Source organism: Hymenobacter humi (genome assembly GCF_042665855.1).
In the GTDB taxonomy this organism is placed as follows: Bacteria; Bacteroidota; Bacteroidia; order Cytophagales; family Hymenobacteraceae; genus Hymenobacter; species Hymenobacter humi.
Map to the genome: position 1 here is coordinate 2,651,806 of NZ_JBHTEK010000001.1, position 13,353 is coordinate 2,665,158.

Below are 13,353 nucleotides of genomic sequence, written 5' to 3' on the forward strand. Positions count from 1 at the left end.
TTATTCCCGGGTAACAACCGGCCTGGTTGCGCGCCTTGCGGTCATTTCAAAATGGTAACTGAGCCCGTGGCGCTAAACGGCTGGCCGGCTTCGCTCACCTGCTGAAAACGCCACACGTAAGCGCCCGGTACCGGGGCATGCCCTCTGATGGTGCCGTCCCAGGCCTCGCTGCGCTGAGTGCCGCGAAACACTTCCAGCCCGTTGCGGTCGACCACCACAAAGGTGTAGTTCCGCAGGTATTTCCCTTTAACCTCCAGTACGTCGTTTAGGCCGTCGCCGTTGGGCGTGAAGGCCGTCGGAATGGCCAGGCGCACCGGCCGCGCCACGACGGCAAGGTTGGAATAGCTAAACGTACCGGCCGGCAGCCCGGCGCCGCTGATTTGAAGGCGGTAGCGTAGCACCTGGTTGTCGGAGGGTGGGGTTAGGTCGGTATAGCTGCTGCCGCTTACGGACACGGTGCTGAGCACGGAGCCGGTCGCCGTGACGCGCTGCAGGACGTAACCGGCCGGAACGCTGGGGTCGGGGCCGGTAAAGGGCGTCCAGCTAAGGGTGGCAGTGGTGCCATCCGGGTCGGCCGCAGTGGCCGTAAGCAGCGCCGGGCAAGCGGGCGAGCTTTCCGGGGAAGTGTTGCCACACACGTCTGCGAGGCGCACCGTGTAGCAGGGACGGTCAGCGAGAAGTTGAGCTAAAGCCGTAGAATCCCGCTGAACCTGAGTGCCGGCCACTGTGCCGAAATCCGCTGGGGCATTAGTCCCCGCCGTACGCCGATAGCTCAATTTGCTGCCTTTAGGCAAGGCCGCACCGCTGGCCGAGAAAGGCCTCACTCAACTACATTGCGCAGATTGAAACTGGCGACCAGGCGCGGAGTGGCCGGCGCCACGGCCGACTGAGTCGTAATGGACACCGTATTGGAAACGGAAGTGCCGCCACCCGGTTGGAAAGCTGTCACCTGGTAGGTATAGGTGGTGCCGCAATCCACGTTGGGGTCTTCTAGGCCGCCGGGTATCACGGTAAAACCCATTAAAGGCTGGTTATTCCTAGTCACGCTGTACGGCCCTGCGCTGCCACTGAGCAGCAGTTGATTGCGTCCGGCAGTTGAGCTGGCGGACAAGCTCAAGGTGCAGAGCAGCGGGGAAAAGGCAGAATCAAGCCGACAAGGGTCGGTGCGCCTCAGGCGATAGCAGCCGGCTGCGGCACCGGGCAGCGTAATGGTGCTGCTGCCGGGGGCTACGTTGGCAACGGAGCGGTAGCCGCCCGGCACGCCGGCATCGGCTAGCTGCAGGGTGTAGCGGTAGCCGGGGGCAGCTGGCTCACTTCCAGCGCGGCCGTGCCGCCCGGTAGTGGGCCCTGCAGCGTGAGTCGGGTGAGGGTTGGCACCTGGGCTGGTGCCAGGGGCGCAATGGTCTGCGTGGCCGACCCTTCGCACAAGCCAGTAGCGGCATACTGGCCCCGCACCGTTACCGAGGTGGCCCCGTTGGGCACGGCAACTACGGTGGGCTGGTTGCGAACAATGGCTTGGGGCGCCCCCGTGCCTACCTGCACGGTGTAGCTGTCGTAGGCCGCATCGGTCACAGTTACCAAAGCCGAGCTGCTGGGGCAGGGCGCTACGGTGAAGGCCGGCGGCGCGGTATCGTACACCCGAAAGGTGCGGACGTAGTAGGTAGAAGGCGCGCCGGTGCCGCCGGCTACAGCATTCGCCAGCTCCGATACCGTTACTGTGCCCAAATCCGCTTTCGTGGGTGTGTATTCGTAGTTAAACGGGTTGGGCGGGCTGCAGGAGGGCAGAAACGTGGTGCCGGAGCCCTGCAACACGCCATAGAAAAGCAGCGCAGTCGGGATGTTGCGGCCCGCGCATTGCTCAAACCGTACGCGCCGGCCCACGCAGAATGCCTCCACTGCTTGGCCCGTCGCCACGTCGATAGCCCGAAATGTGCAGGCCGGTGGGTTGGGCGAAGCGCAGCTTTGAGCGCGCGCTCCGCTTGTCATCAGCCAGAGGGTCAACAATAAAACGCAGCAATTCACCAGCTTCATAAGCAGCACTCGTAACGCGGCACGGGCAGGATGCCGAACGCGACATGCAAAATTCAGGCAGCAGGATTATCTGATAACCAGGCTTGAAACCCGGTTCACGACAAGGCCGCGCTTTTATTGCCAGTCAAACTTACGGACGAAGGCGGCGGCCCGGTGCAGGTCGGGGTAGAGCACCCGGTCCTGGCCCACGAATTTCACTTCCTGCTGAAACGCTTCCACCACCTGCTCCAGGGCGGCGGAGGTACGGCCTGGCCGGCGGAAAGCCAGCGCCTGTACGGCCGTCATCAGCTCAATTCCCAAAACCTGCTCCACGTTTTCGATGACGCGGCGGGCCTTGGTGGCGGCATTGGCGCCCATGCTCACGTGGTCTTCCTGGCCGTTGCTGCTCACAATACTATCGACGGAGGCGGGCGTGCACAGCTGCTTGTTCTGGCTCACGATGCCGGCCGCGGTGTACTGCGGAATCATCAGGCCTGAATTGAGGCCCGGCTCGGCCACCAGGTAAGTGGGCAAGCCGCGCTGCCCGGAAATGAGCTGATAGGTGCGGCGCTCCGAAATGCTGCCTAACTCGGCCACGGCTACGGCCAAGTGGTCGAGCGCCAGCGCCAAGGGCTGGCCGTGGAAATTGCCGCCGCTCAGAATCTGGTCGTCGTCGGGGAAGATGTTGGGGTTGTCGGTCACCGAGTTGCATTCGGTTTCGACCACTTGGGCTACGTAGCTCAGGGCGTCGCGGCTGGCGCCGTGCACCTGGGGCTGGCAGCGGAACGAGTAGGGGTCCTGCACTGCCACGCGGGGCTGCGTTTGCAGCTCCGAGCCGGCCAGCAGCGTGCGTATGCGTTGGGCTACTAGTACCTGACCGGCGTGGGGCCGGATGCGGTGCAGGTTCTCGTTAAACGGCGCCGCGCAACCACCGAATGCCTCGGTGGAAAGGGCGCCAATAACATCGGCTGCGGCGGCCAGGCGCTGGGCCCGCAGCACCCCATCGACGGCGTAGGCCAGCATAAACTGCGTGCCGTTGAGCAGGGCCAGGCCTTCTTTGGCTTGGAGCGTGAGCGGCGCCCAACTAAACAGGCTCATGGCGTCGGCCGCGCTCAGGCGGTAGCCCTGGTAGTTCACTTCGCCCAGGCCCAGCAGCGGCAGGCACAAGTGCGCCAAGGGGCTAGGTCGCCGCTGGCGCCTAGGGAGCCTTGCTCGTACACCACGGGCAGCATTTCGCGGTTGTACATGGCCACCAGGCGTTCGGCGGTGGCCACCTGCACGCCGCTGTGGCCGTAGCTCAGGCTTTGGGCTTTCAGCAGCAGCATGAGGCGCACGAGGTTGCCGGGCACTTCGGCGCCGGTGCCGCAGGCGTGCGACATCATCAGGTTGACTTGCAGCTGGGCGCGGGCCTCGGGGGCGATGCTCACATTGTAAAGCGAGCCAAAGCCGGTGTTGATGCCATAAATGGGCGAGTTGTCGTGGGACAGGCGTTGGTGCAGGTAGCTGTGGCAGGTGGCGATGCGCGTTTTGGCGTCGTCGCTTAGGGCGACGGGCCGGCCATCGGCGAGCAGGGCCGCCAGGCTCGGCCAGGGTGAGGGGCTGAGTGGGCGAAATGGTGTGGGTGGGCATTGAGGGGGTGGGTGGGGTGAATGGGGGTGGCTGCAAAGAACCAAAAAAATCCCCTCCTTGCCAGGGAGGGGATTTTTGGACAGGCTTTCCACTAGGCGAATTGTTGGGCTATTCCGCCGTCAACGCGGTTACAACTTCGCCGATGGGCAGCACTTTTTCTTCGCCGGTTTTCATGATTTTGATTTTTACGACGCCGGCCGCCAGCTCTTCCGGGCCCAATACCAGCACCAGCGGAATGCCCTTGGCATCGGCGTACTTGAACTGCTTCTGCAGCTTGCTCACGTCGGGGTACAACTCGCTCGGGATGCCCGCGGCCCGAAGTTGAGCCAGCAGCGGCAGGGCGGCCCGGCCGCTGGCCGGGTCGAAGTGCGTGAGCAGGCAGCGAGTCGGCGTCTCGGCCGTCACCGTGAACAAGTCCAGCGCTTCAAGGCAGTCGTACAGGCGATCCACGCCAAACGAAAAGCCCACGCCCGATACACCCGGCAGGCCGAAGCTGCCGGTGAGGTTGTCGTAGCGCCCGCCGCCGCTCACGCTGCCCATCAGCACGTTGTTAATCTTTACTTCGAAGATGCAGCCCGTATAATAGGAGAGGCCCCGCGCCAGGGTGGGGTCGAACTCCAGTCGGTCAAACTGCTTGAAGCCGGAGGCGGTAAGCAAGTCGCGCACCGTGGCCAGCTCGGTGAGGCCGCGGTAATCGGCCTGGGGGTCGTCGGTTTCCTGGCCGTTGCTGGGGCGGGGGCCGTCGGGCTCCACGCCGGCCGTTACGAAGCCGGCCAGCAGGCGCATGAGCTTCTCTTCGTAGTCGCCTTGGGTGGTCAGCAGCTCAAACAGCGTGTCTATGGTGGCCTCCGAAAAGCCGCGGTCGAGCAGGCTCGCGGGTCACGCCGTCGCGCCCGATTTTGTCGAGCTTGTCGATGGCCACGAACAAATCCGACTCCCGGCCTTCGCCGTTTAGGGCCTGGTAAATGTTGCGCAGCACCCCACGGTGGTTGATTTTGATGGTGAAGTCGTGCAGGCCCAAGCCATTCAGGACCTGGGCCATCATCAGCACGATTTCGGCTTCGCAGAGCAGCGAGTCGGTGCCCACCACGTCGGCGTCGCACTGGTAAAACTCGCGGTAGCGGCCGCGCTGGGGGCGGTCGGCGCGCCACACGGGCTGCATCTGGTAGCGCTTGAAGGGAAAGGTGAGCGTGCCGCGGTTCATGGCCACGTACCGGGCAAAGGGTACGGTGAGGTCGTAGCGCAGGCCTTTTTCGGCCACTTTGGGCAGCAGGGCTTTGGAGCCAATCTCCAGGTCGTCAGCGGTTACGTCTTTGGCGAAGTCGCCGGAGTTCAGGACTTTAAACAGCAGCTGGTCGCCTTCGTCGCCGTACTTGCCGGTGAGCACCGAGAGGTTCTCCAGCGTCGGCGTTTCGAGCGGAGCGTAGCCAAACGACTCGAAGGTGCGGCGGATAACGTTGAAAATGTGCTGGCGACGCGCCACTTGGGCTGGCCCAAAGTCGCGGGTGCCTTTCGGAATACTAGGTTTTTGCATGACGGGTGCAAAGGTAGGCGCGGGGCTTGTCCCAGCCCCAACAACAAGCCCCGCCGCCGGACTGACCGACGACGGGGCTTTTTTGCAGAAAGAAGGAGAGAAAAGCGGGGTGGCAATAAAAATTCAACTAACTCAGCCGCCGAAGCCGCCACCGCCTTGGGGCGCGGCCTCGATGCGGCCCGGCTTGGCCTTGCTGGCGCCGATGTACCAGGTGAAGCCCAGCCAGCCCACGCGGCTTTCGTCTTTGGCGTAGCGGTAGCTGCTCAGGGCGTCGGTTTCGATTTCGCTGCGGTACTGCTGGGTGTTCAGCAGGTCCGATACGCGGAGGGTGAGGGCGGCACGGTCCGAGAACAGGCGCTGGCGCAGGGCAATGTCCATCTGGCCTTGAGCCAATTGACGGCCCTGAGCCGTGAGCGAGGCCGAGCGCAGGTTGCCGCTCAGCTGCACGTCCAGCGTGGGGCGGATGGTGAAGTTGTTGGTGAGGCGCAGGGTGCCCACCAGGGCCTGGCGGTTGGTGCCGATGCCATTGGTGGCAATCTGGGCGCGGTAGATGGAGGTGCTGGCATTCAGGCGCCACCACTTGGCCACCGGCTGGTTGAGGCTGAACTCGGCGCCGAGGTTGGTGGTGCGGCCCACGTTCAGGAAGGTTTCGGCCGTGACCAAGCCGGCGCTGGGACCGGCCAGGCGGGTAGCCACCGTGTCGATGAAGCGCAGGCGCTGGATGGAGTTGGTGGTGATGCGGGCAAACACGGTGCTGGTGATGGTGGCTTGGCCCAGGTTCAGCTGGTGGCCCAACTCAATATTGTGGCTGTACTCGGCCCGCAGGCGGGGATTGCCGAGGCGGTAGCTGCGCGGGTCCTGGTAAATGGCCAGGGGCGCTGCTGCATGAAGTTGGGCCGGTTGAGGCGGCGGGCGTAGCTGAACTGCAGGCGGTTCTGGCCGGGCTCCTTGCCAAATTCGCGGTTCAGCGTGGCCGAGGGGAAGAAGTTGAGGTAGTCCTGGTTGAGGCTGCCGCGCTGGGCAATGGCCGCCCCGCCCTGCACGGTGCCGCTGAGGATGGTGTACTCCGAGCGCAGGCCGGCCTGGGCGTTCCACTTGGGGCCGAGGGGGCGCTGCACCGTTACGTATGCCGCTGGTACCAACTGCTCCGAGGTGTAAGTAAGCGAGCGGTTGGGGTCGTCCTGGAAGTCGTTGGGGCGGCTCTCGTTGCTGGCGTAGCCAAACTCATTGGCGCCCTTCTGGGCCTGCCGCTCCATTTTCACGCCCATTTCCAGGCGGCCTTTGCCTGCAGCCAGGGTGCGTGTAGTCAACTTGGCCAAACTGAATGTTGCCCAAGAGGCTCAGTTGCTGCCGGGTGCCGGGTTGGGCTACCTGGGCCGAGCCCGCTTCGGCGTACTGCCGCTGCACCACCGGCACGTTGGCGTCAATCACCACGCCGCCGAAGTTGGCCGTCAGCTCGCGGCCTTTGTGCGCCTCCCAGGTGCGGCGGTAGTTCCCGTCGTAGTTGAGCAGCTTCACGTTTACGTCGAGGTCTTGGCGGCCGCGGGCGTACTGCACGGGGTTGGTGCCCGTTTGCTGGGTCAGCTGCTGGCCTTCGCCTTCCAGGTTTACTTCGGTGCCGGGCGCCACGTTCAGGCTCAGGCTTTGGTTTTTGGGCAACTCGAGGGCCACGCCCACCCGCACGTTGTGGTTTCGGTGTACTTCGTTGCCGGCGCCCACCTGAGTGGTGCGCACGGTTTGGGGCTTTTCGGCCGTGCCCAGCAGGGCCGTTTGCTCCGAGTGGCCGCGGCTCCAGTACGTCACGTCGCGGCCGTTGTAGCCCGCCGACCAAGTGGCTTTGCCTTGCTTGCGGCTCAGGTTCAGGTTGCCGCTGTACTTGTTGCCGGTGCCCACGTTCAGCGCGGCGGTGCCGTTGGTGCCGTTCTTGGTTTCCTTCTTGGTAATGAGGTTGATGACCCCGCCACCACCGGCCGCATCGTACTTGGCCGAAGGGTTGGTGATGACTTCAACCTGGGCAATGCGCGAGGCCGGAATCTGGTCGAGGCGCTGGCCGCCACCGCCACCCCCATTGCTCACGCCGGCCGGCTTGCCGTCGATGAGGATGGTCACGTTTGAGGTGCCGCGCATGCTCACGGTGCCGTTCACGTCCACGCTCACCGAGGGCACGTTTTGCAGCACGTTGGCCGCCGTGCCGCCCACGCTGCCCAGGTCTTTTTCCACGTTTATCACGCGCTTGCCCAGCTCTTCCACCACGGTGGCTTTCTCGCCGGTTACCACCACTTCGCTGAGTTTGGTGGCCGAAGCAGGAGTCATTTTCAAGCCCAGAAATTGAGCTGCCGGTGTGGCCTCCGTCAGGGTGAAGCGGCGGCGCAAGGCTTTGTAGTTGAGGTCCTGCACCCGCAGGAGGTAGGTGCCGAGCGGGAGCGAAGCGGTTTTGAATGCGCCCTTATCCGAGGTTTGGGCCACGGCTACAAACGAAGAGTCGGCGGCGCGGAGCAGGAGCACGTCGGAGAAAGGAACGGGCTGGCCCGTGCTTTCTTCCACTAGGCTGCCGCTCACGCTGCCGGGGCCCGCGGTTTGTGCCGCCGCACCCAGCGGGAGCAGCAGTGAAACAATTGCCAAACCGCACAAAGCACTGTTAAGGCGAGACTGGGCGGGGAGGGTGACGAAGTTTTTCATGGTGCAGAAAAGAGGTGTGGGGTGGGTGCTGCGGCAACTCAGGTCGTCAGCGGCCGCGGTTCCGCTGGTGAGGTGAGAAGCTCAGCGCCCGAACTCCGGTGAGTGAAGTTTGAAGCAGCTGGGTAGCGGGTCATGTCCGGTACACGCTTAGCTCAGCTACTGGGCTTTGAACAGAACAAAAGTAAAGCAGGTACTTTGTAAAGCAAGGTACTGTTGCAAAATATTTTCAGTAAGCCAAGCTTTGAGATTTGTTGGTGTTTGAAAATCAGTGAGTAATTGGCTGAAAAAATTATTCAGCCTTCGCTTTGCGCCCCAAGGTAGGTGAGCGTGCTCGGTTTTGAAGATGCAGCTCCTGATTTCGCGGTTGCCTGATTCAGCATCTTTTTGCCAGAAAATAAAAAAAGCCCGAACCATTGGGTCCGGGCTTTTTAGAAATACGTCTGATTTAGCGGCTCAAGAGCCCCACCAAAGTTGAGCTAACGTGCGGCTTACTTGCGTTTGGCCGGTACGCGGGGCTTCGCCGCTTGCTTCACGGGGTCCACGGCCTGGCCGTTGCGGTAGGTGACCGAGCGGGCCTCCGTTTTGCCGTCCTCTTTGTAGTAGGTCCAAACGCCGCTTTGCTTGCCGTTGCGGTACTGCCCGCTCACGGCCAGGGTGCCGTCTTCGCGCAGCTCGCGGAAGGGCCCAGCAGCACGCTGCGCACGTAAGTGGTTTCCTTGCGCACCTTGCCCGAGGGGAAATATTCCTGGGCAATGCCGGCCATGAAGCCATTCAGGTAGGGCTGGCGGCTTTGCACCTGGCCGTTATCGAAGTAGGTGATTCGGTCGCCGAGCAGGCGGCCCGTGGGGCCGTAGGTTTCGGTCTTGCGGGGCGTCTTGCCATCGGGGTAAAACTCTTTCCAGGTACCGGAGGGCTTGTTGTTCTTGTACTGCTCCTCGGCCTGCGGAAGCTTGCCGGCCACGTCGTGGTAGCGCGTGATTTTGCGGTCTTTGCCGTTGTTGCTGTAGTCAATTTCCTCGCGCAGGTTGCCGTTTTCGAAGTATTCCAGGGCGTGGCCGGTAGGCACGCCGCTGCGGTAGGTTATTTTGGTTTTCACCTGCCCGCTTTCGTAGTAGCTGGTCGAGGGGCCGTCGAGGTTGTTGGTGCCGGTGGGCGGGGCCACGCGCTTGGTTAGGTCGTCGCCGAGCGGGTTTTTCACGGGGCGCTGCACCAGCGGGGCGGGGGCGTAGGTGCTCTCGGTTTGGAGCTTGCCGCTCTGGTAGTAGCTGCGGTAGCGCCCGCGGCCGTTTTTGTCGGCCAACACTTCGTTTTCAATCTGGCCGTTGGGGTAATACGTCTTGTACGGCCCCGACAGCAGCCCGCGGGTAAACTCGCCCTCGCTCTGCACCGCGCCGTTGGGGTAAAGAACTTCACCGCGCCGTTGGGCTGCCCGTCCACGTAGGCGATTTCGGCCTGGGTCTTGCCGTCGGGGTACAGGGCTTTGAGGGCGCCGTTGGGCTGGCCTTTGGCGAGCGTGGTGCGCAGCTTCACCGACCCATCGGGGTGGTAGAAGGTCAGCTCGCCGTTGGGCTCGTCGTTCTCGAACAGGCCTTCTTGGGCCACCTTGCCGTTGTCGTAGTACGTTTTGAAGGGGCCCTGCCGCACGCCGTCGCGGTAAGTGGTTTCGAGCCGCCGGTTGCCGGTGGGGTGAAATTCGACATAGGCCGAGTCGCGCTTGCCTTGCTTGAAGCTGGTTTGCTGCTCGAGCTTGCCGTTGCGGTAGTAGCGCCGGTAGGTGCCCTGCGGCACGGTGTCGGCGGCTACCAGGGCAGTGTACACTTCCCGCTTGTTCACCTTCGTGGAGTCGTAATACGTCACGAACCGACGCAGGCGCTGGCCGTGCGACGGCAAGGCCAGCAGCAACAGAAAAAATGGCAATAAATATTTCATAGGCGCAAGAACGCAGGAAATGGTTTTTCCGTGCGACGGTAGGGGTTAACTAAAATTCGAGCCAAAAAAGCCCCACCGAGTATCGATGGGGCTTTCTTGAGCTAATGGCTAATTGGGCTGCTTACAGCCGCTCCACCACAATGGCGCTGGCCCCGCCGCCACCGTTGCAGATGCCGGTGACGCCGATTTTGCCGCCTTCGTTCTTGAGCACGTTCATCAGCGTGGTCACGATGCGCGCGCCGGAAGCACCCAGCGGGTGGCCCAGGCTCACGGCGCCGCCGTAAGGGTTCACCTTGGTGCCTTCCAGGTTGAGCAGCTTGTTGTTGGCCAGGCTCACCACCGAGAAAGCCTCGTTGATTTCGTAGAAATCCACATCGGCCGCCGTTTTGCCGGCGTTCTTCAACGCCTTGGGAATGGCCAGGGCGGGCGAGGTTGTGAACCACTCCGGCGCCTGCTCGGCATCGGCGAAGCCCAGGATGCGGCCTATGGGCGTGAGGCCCAAAGCATCGGCCTTCTCGCGGCTCATGAGCAGCACGGCAGCAGCGCCGTCGTTCAGCGTTGAGGCGTTGGCCGCGGTCACGGTGCCGCCTTCTTTGATGAAGGCCGGCTTCAGGCCGGGTACTTTCGAGAAGTCAACTTTCAGGTACTCCTCGTCGTCCTCAATTACCGTGGTTTTGCCACGGCTTTCGATAGTGACGGGGATGATTTCGTCTTTCTTCTTGCCGGCTTTGGCGGCAGCGGCGCTGCGGGTGTAGCTCTCGATGGCGAAAGCATCCTGCTGCTCGCGGGTGATGCCCATTTCCTTGGCCGTGTTCTCGGCCGCGTTGCCCATGGCGTAGTCGTGGTAGGGGTCCCAGAGGCCGTCGCGCACGAGGCCGTCTATCATCTGCCCGTGGCCGTACTTGGCGCCGAAGCGGGCTTTGTCGAGGTAGTAGGGCACGTTGCTCATGCTTTCCATGCCGCCGGCCAGAATCACATCGGCCTGCCCCAGCATGATGGCCTGGGCGGCATACATGATGGCCTTCGAGCCCGAAGCGCACACTTTGTTTACGGTGGTGCACTCCACGGTGTCGGGCAGGCCGGCTTTCTTGGCGGCCTGGCGGGCCGGAGCCTGGCCGAGGTTAGCCGAAATCACGTTGCCCATAATCACCTGCTCCACTTCCGAGCCCGCCACGCCGGCTTTCTCCAGCGCGCCTTTCAAAGCAATGGCACCCACTCGGTGGCCGACAACGACGATAGGGCCCCGCCAAATGAGCCAATTGGCGTGCGGACGGCAGAGATAATGACAACTTCTTTGGTTTGCATACGAGGTATGGTAAAAGGGTTGGGTGGGAGGTTCAATCAGGCCACAAAAGTACGGATTTAGAACCCCCGAAAGGTAGCCAGCCTAACGTTCGTTCGGAATGTTTGGTTGGCAGCCTAACTGCCTTGTTCCGAAGCTGCAATTACCACGTCGGCTTGCTAGGGTCAGGCTTCTGGGCGGCAGGCCGCGTGAGCTGCTGCAGGTACTGCTGCTCTTGAGCCCGCAGCGTTTCGAGCAGCTGCCGGGCTTGGGCCGGGCTTAGGTTCATGGCTTCGAGCCGCTCGCGCTGGGTTTGCAGGCGCACGTCGGCGGGCGTGGCGGCATCGGTGCCGGGGCGGCTGCCGCGGGCGTTGGCGGCAGGGTTGGGGAAGCAGCGCTGCGGTCGAGGCCCCGCTGGGTGCCGGGCGCTTCGCCGCTGGCCACGGGCTGTGGGGCGCCTGTACCCGGCGCTCTGCCACCTGTCGCTGCTTTGCCCGGCGCCCGATTGGGCTGGCGGTTGTCGGCCTGGCCGGCCGGGTCGGGACGTTGCTCAGGCGGCGTGTTGGGAGCCGGCGGGGCAGCGTTTTGGTCGTTCACCTGCCCCTTGCGGTCGGTGCCCGCTTTTTCAGCCGGCTGGTTCTTTTCCGGCCCGTCTTTTTCTGACTCGGGCGAAGGCTTGGGCTTGGAGGTGCCGGGCTGCGGCTTGGGCTCTGGAATTTTGGGCATGTTGGGACGTTGAGTTAAGTAGTCGCTCAGTACCTCATAATCGAAGCGGGCGCCGCTGTTTTTGGGGTCGAGCAGCAACGCTTGCCGCAGCAGGGTGAGGGCCTGAGCTATTTCGCCTTGCTGCGCGGCCTGTACGGCGAGCTGCTGGCGGGCCACACTGCCCAGCTCGGCCGTGGTCCCGGTTAGCAAGCGCGCATAGGTCGCTTGGGCCTGTCCCGGCAGCCCGGCCCGGGTCTGGGCGTGGGCCAGGTTGAGCACCAGGCGCGGGTCGGGAGCGCGCCGCGCTTTGGCGGTCAGGGCCGCTTCGAAAGCGGTGGCGGCGCGGGCAGCATCGCCGCGCTTATACGCAGCGGTGCCCGCGACTACGGCCGTATTGCGGTCGTGCACCCAGGTCAGCAGCTTCCACGTGGGCGGGCTGAGTGCCAATACCAGGAGCACGAGGTATTTCATGGGCGAATGATGGTAACGGTAAGGGCAATATCGAGCGCCAGCAGCAGCAAGGCCGCCGCCAATGGATAGCGGTAGCGATTATCGGCCACGGGCACGGTGCGCACCTGCTCCACGGCGCCCTGCATGGTGCGCAGCGACCGCAGCAGCGGCCCGAAGCCGTTTTGCTTGTTATTTAATTCCACGTATTGCCCGCCGGTTTGGGCCGATAGCTGCAGCAGCGGCCCTTCCTGCAGGCGGCTTTCCACCAGCTGCCCCCGGGCATCTTTCACAAAGCCGCCCCCGGCTTTCGGGATTTTAGTGCCCTCCTTCGTGCCCACGCCCACCGTGTACACCCGTGCCCCGGTGCGGCCCAACGCCTGCATTACCGGCTCCAGGTTCTCCCCGAAGTCCTCGCCATCGCTCACCACCACCAGTGTCGTAGCCCGGGGCAGCGGGGCGGTGCCAGCGGGGGCGGCCACTGGGCTCGGGGCCAGGCGGCTCAGTACCAGCTCCAACGGGGCCCGCAGGGTAGTGGGGCCGCTGGGCAGCAGGCTGGTTCGCAGCGTGCTGATGAATACCTGCACGGCCTCCTGGTCGTAGGTGAGGGGCATTGCACCACGGCGTCGGCGCCGAACACCACCAGCCCGAGCCGGTCGGCCGGAAATTGTGCCACCAGCCTGCTGCAGCTCGGCCTGGGCCCGCAGCAGTCGGGTAGGGGCCACATCGGGCGCATCCATGGAGCGCGACACGTCCACCAGCAGCCACACGTCTTTGCCGGCGGTGCGCACTGGCTGCTGGCTTACGCCCAGCGCCGGGCCCAAGGCCGCCGCCAGCAACGCCGCGCCCGCCAGCACCCGCAGCGCCAGCTTCCAGCCCCGGTGCCGGGCCCGGCTGCCTAGGGCCCGGCCCAGGCGGCTGCTCCGCCGCAAGTGCGCCAGCAGCAGGAGCAGGGCCAAAGCGGCGGCCAGCCCCACGAGCAAGAAATTAGGATACGCCCAGGTTAGCAATTGGAGTACAAGTAGAAAGCAAAGCACAAAGTAGCCACCGGCCCGGCGGTTGTCCCGCTTCAAGGGGGCTCAAAGATAAATTTTTCAGCTAAAGTGTGGCCTTTTGAGTTCCGCCCGTATATTTGCAC

At 63.7% G+C, this 13,353-nt stretch carries 9 protein-coding genes and 5 pseudogenes; all 14 read right to left on the reverse strand.

Annotation, left to right across the window (positions count from 1 at the left end):
• Nucleotides 1-41: 41 nt before the first annotated feature.
• The 14 genes and pseudogenes from ACFQT0_RS14930 to ACFQT0_RS14995 all read right to left on the reverse strand — a co-directional run bounded on the left by ACFQT0_RS14930 (nt 42) and on the right by ACFQT0_RS14995 (nt 13,192).
• Nucleotides 42-653 (reverse strand): T9SS type B sorting domain-containing protein, encoded by a 612-nt coding sequence (locus tag ACFQT0_RS14930; protein WP_380203903.1) that lies wholly within the window; start codon nt 651-653, stop codon nt 42-44.
• A gap of 167 nt (nt 654-820) precedes the next feature.
• Complete coding sequence (locus tag ACFQT0_RS14935; RefSeq protein ID WP_380203905.1) at nt 821-1,009, reverse strand: hypothetical protein; 189 nt, start codon at nt 1,007-1,009, stop codon at nt 821-823.
• Between the two features lie 263 nt (nt 1,010-1,272).
• Nucleotides 1,273-1,914, reverse strand: coding sequence for a hypothetical protein (locus ACFQT0_RS14940; RefSeq protein WP_380203907.1), 642 nt, complete (start codon nt 1,912-1,914; stop codon nt 1,273-1,275).
• A 231-nt stretch (nt 1,915-2,145) separates the two neighbouring features.
• Nucleotides 2,146-3,731 (reverse strand): annotated as a pseudogene (gene hutH, locus ACFQT0_RS14945) (histidine ammonia-lyase).
• A gap of 16 nt (nt 3,732-3,747) precedes the next feature.
• Nucleotides 3,748-5,173 (reverse strand): annotated as a pseudogene (hisS, locus tag ACFQT0_RS14950) (histidine--tRNA ligase).
• Nucleotides 5,174-5,305: 132 nt separating this feature from the next.
• Nucleotides 5,306-6,441, reverse strand: a pseudogene (locus tag ACFQT0_RS14955) (outer membrane beta-barrel family protein).
• Nucleotides 6,398-7,732, reverse strand: a complete 1,335-nt coding sequence (locus ACFQT0_RS14960) for a TonB-dependent receptor (protein WP_380203909.1) — start codon at nt 7,730-7,732, stop codon at nt 6,398-6,400. The pseudogene ACFQT0_RS14955 and the gene ACFQT0_RS14960 overlap by 44 nt, the downstream one beginning before the upstream one ends.
• Nucleotides 7,733-8,340: 608 nt before the next feature.
• Complete coding sequence (locus tag ACFQT0_RS14965) at nt 8,341-8,499, reverse strand: hypothetical protein (RefSeq protein ID WP_380203911.1); 159 nt, start codon at nt 8,497-8,499, stop codon at nt 8,341-8,343.
• Nucleotides 8,496-9,239: a toxin-antitoxin system YwqK family antitoxin gene (locus ACFQT0_RS14970; protein WP_380203913.1), complete on the reverse strand. Its 744-nt coding sequence runs from the start codon at nt 9,237-9,239 to the stop codon at nt 8,496-8,498. The genes ACFQT0_RS14965 and ACFQT0_RS14970 overlap by 4 nt, the downstream gene beginning before the upstream one ends.
• 194 nt (nt 9,240-9,433) lie before the next feature.
• Nucleotides 9,434-9,781 (reverse strand): annotated as a pseudogene (locus ACFQT0_RS14975) (toxin-antitoxin system YwqK family antitoxin); the annotation flags it as partial.
• Between the two features lie 121 nt (nt 9,782-9,902).
• A pseudogene (locus ACFQT0_RS14980) lies at nt 9,903-11,086 on the reverse strand (acetyl-CoA C-acyltransferase).
• Nucleotides 11,087-11,226: 140 nt separating this feature from the next.
• On the reverse strand, nt 11,227-11,388 hold the full coding sequence (locus tag ACFQT0_RS14985) for a hypothetical protein (protein WP_380203915.1): 162 nt from the start codon (nt 11,386-11,388) through the stop codon (nt 11,227-11,229).
• Nucleotides 11,349-12,239: a hypothetical protein gene (locus tag ACFQT0_RS14990; RefSeq protein ID WP_380203917.1), complete on the reverse strand. Its 891-nt coding sequence runs from the start codon at nt 12,237-12,239 to the stop codon at nt 11,349-11,351. The genes ACFQT0_RS14985 and ACFQT0_RS14990 overlap by 40 nt, the downstream gene beginning before the upstream one ends.
• On the reverse strand, nt 12,236-13,192 hold the full coding sequence (locus ACFQT0_RS14995) for a hypothetical protein (protein ID WP_380203919.1): 957 nt from the start codon (nt 13,190-13,192) through the stop codon (nt 12,236-12,238). Before ACFQT0_RS14995 ends, ACFQT0_RS14990 begins: the two co-directional genes overlap by 4 nt.
• Nucleotides 13,193-13,353 lie beyond the last annotated feature (161 nt).

Bases quoted from the DNA above. Each gene is read 5' to 3' on its own strand.
- ACFQT0_RS14990 (WP_380203917.1), bottom strand. From the start codon at position 12,239: ATGAAATACCTCGTGCTCCTGGTATTGGCACTCAGCCCGCCCACGTGG.